Annotated in this window: 3 protein-coding genes; 2 read left to right on the forward strand and 1 reads right to left on the reverse strand. The window is 33.4% G+C overall.

Features of this window, described 5'->3' with window-relative positions; all coding sequences use genetic code 11:
- Positions 1-537, reverse strand: a 537-nt coding sequence (locus tag AACY61_RS12100; protein WP_339611831.1) for a hypothetical protein, incomplete at its 3' end; no start/stop codon positions are given.
- A 191-nt stretch (positions 538-728) separates the two neighbouring features.
- Between AACY61_RS12100 and AACY61_RS12105 the strand changes: the two genes are divergently transcribed.
- A complete protein-coding gene (locus tag AACY61_RS12105) occupies positions 729-1526 on the forward strand; it encodes an RNA methyltransferase (protein WP_339611832.1) in 798 nt (265 codons plus the stop codon).
- Between the two features lie 60 nt (positions 1527-1586).
- A partial coding sequence (locus AACY61_RS12110; protein WP_339611833.1) for a M48 family metallopeptidase occupies positions 1587-2655 on the forward strand: 1069 nt, incomplete at its 3' end.

Below are 2655 nucleotides of genomic sequence, written 5' to 3' on the forward strand. Positions count from 1 at the left end.
AACTTCCTCAAACGAAGTAAATTTAATAAACTCCCAGCGTTTTGACTTATACCTTTCATAATTAACCACAGTATAACCCAACCAGGTAATTCTGTATGTTTCTTTATCATAATAGAGTACAAATTCATCATCAGGCGATTTGCCTGAACCTCTGCCAAATCCAATGTGAATCACTCCATAGTTTTTTCGCATAAGTTCTTCATCAAGACGCTGAGTGAAAAGGGTTCCTTCCTCCAAAAACGCAAACGGTCCGGCAACTATATAAAAAGCCAGATCAAATTGTCTTTTAAACACCTGTTGATTAATTAAATTGTCGCTATCTTGAAGCCATAAACTATTGCCGTCAAAGGCAGCATTAAAACTGTTGTTTTCAATTTGCATTCTTTTAGTTGGCAAATCAACTTTGTATATTGATTTCTCAAAAGGAAAGCTACAAGAAAACTGTAAAGTGTTAACTGTTTTCCATTCCTCTTTACCTCCATAGTTCTTAATAATTTTATCGAACTCAGAAAGGGGTTCAGTATTATTTTTGTTCATATTTTGTTGATTATACTCTGGTTCCGTTTTATTATCTTGACAGGAAATAAAAGAAAACAAAGCAATCAAAAAACAAATTTTTATATTCATAGTAGGTTGAAAATTAATTGAACAATAAAGATAACTAAACTCTAAAAGATAAAGAGTATTCTCTGCCTTTTAGTTTTATAAAAAAGAAATATCTTTGAGTTATGCAAAAATATATAAGCAGTATACAAAACCCATTAATCAAACAACTTTTACTCCTTCAGGAAAAATCACGGGAGCGTAAAAAATCAGGGCTCTTTGTTGTTGAAGGTGAACGTGAAATATCTCTGGCTGTCAAAGCAGGTTATGAAATTGTATCACTTTTTTACTGTAAAGAAATATATTCTGAAAGTGTTTTAATGCATTTAATCAATCAACCCATTGATCGTATTGAAGTACCCATGGAATTGTATAAAAAAATTGCATATCGTGAAAGTACAGAAGGAATTATTGCCATCGTAAAAGCCAAAACACATTCGCTAAACGAAATAAAATTTAAAACTGAGACACCACTAATTCTAGTAGCTGAAGCCCCTGAAAAACCTGGAAATATAGGTGCCATTTTACGAACTGCAGATGCCGCAAACCTCGATGCAGTATTCATTGCTAACTTAAAAACAGACTTATACAACCCTAACGTAATCAGAAGCAGTGTGGGTTGTCTGTTTACAAATCAGGTTGCTACTGGTTCTACTTCTGAAATAATAGCTTTTTTAAATGAAAATAAAATCAGTTATTATTGTGCCGCATTACAGGCCAGCAAAAATTATATTGAAGTCAATTTCAATTCGGCTGCAGCTATTGTAGTGGGAACAGAGTCAACAGGGTTAAGTGATGCCTGGCTAGAAAATGCAACTCAAAACATCATTATCCCGATGGAAGGAGAAATAGACTCAATGAATGTGTCTGTTGCCGCTGCAATTATTATCTTTGAAGCTAAACGACAACGCAATAACAAGTAACTTCAAATTTAAATAGTATTAAATTTTCCAATTTAAAATTGGCACGATCACTTTCTTTCTATGGAACCAAACACTCTTTTTTATATCCTAATTGGCTTGCTGACAATCAGCTTTATAACTGATAAATGGTTGAGCCATCTCAATGCAAAAAACTTTGACAAACCGATCCCTGATGAATTAAAAGATGTTTATGATGAAAAAGAATATGAAAAATCACAAGACTATAAAAAGGTAAACTACAAATTTGGATTACTGAGCTCAACAGTGATGTTTATCATTACTATGCTATTTTTCTTTTTAGATGGATTTGCTTTTGTAGATGCTGTTGCAAGAGAGTTTTCCAGCAACAACATAGTGGTCGCTTTACTCTTTTTTGGGATACTTTTTTTTGCTTCCGATCTAATCTCAACACCCTTTTCATATTTTGACACTTTTGTGATAGAAGAGCAATTTGGGTTTAATAAGAGTACTAAAAAACTGTTTTTTATAGATAAAATAAAGGGCTGGCTACTTACTGCTGTTCTTGGTGGTGGTATATTAGCTCTTATAATTTGGTTTTATGAAACCACAGGTCCAAATTTTTGGCTATACGGCTGGTTAATAATTACTGTTTTTTCCGTTTTCATGAATATGTTTTATGCCAGACTCATCGTGCCTTTGTTTAACAAACAGTCACCATTAGAAGATGGAAGTCTGCGAAATAAAATTGAGGAGTACGCAAAAAATGTCGGATTCAAACTCGATAACATTTTTGTAATTGATAGCTCAAAAAGAAGTACTAAAGCCAACGCTTACTTTTCAGGTTTTGGAAAAGAAAAAAGAATTACTTTATACGACACCCTAATAAAAGACCTTAATGAAGATGAAATCGTGGCTGTTTTGGCTCATGAGGTGGGCCATTACAAACGAAATCATATCATTGTCAATCTTTTTTCAAGCATTGTATTGACAGGTCTAACACTTTGGCTACTATCTATATTTATTGACAGCCCCCTACTCTCTCAAGCACTGGGTGTTGAAACACCATCGTTTCACATTGGATTGATTGCGTTTTTTATTTTATACAGCCCTATTTCAACGATTACCGGATTAGTAATGACTTACTTATCTAGAGTTTTTGAGTATCAGG

This window comes from uncultured Planktosalinus sp. (assembly GCF_963973675.1).
Taxonomy (GTDB): Bacteria; Bacteroidota; Bacteroidia; order Flavobacteriales; family Flavobacteriaceae; genus Planktosalinus.

Excerpts from the sequence above, each read along its gene's own strand:
- AACY61_RS12105 (WP_339611832.1), top strand. The coding sequence starts at position 729 with ATGCAAAAATATATAAGCAGTATACAAAACCCATTAATCAAACAACTT.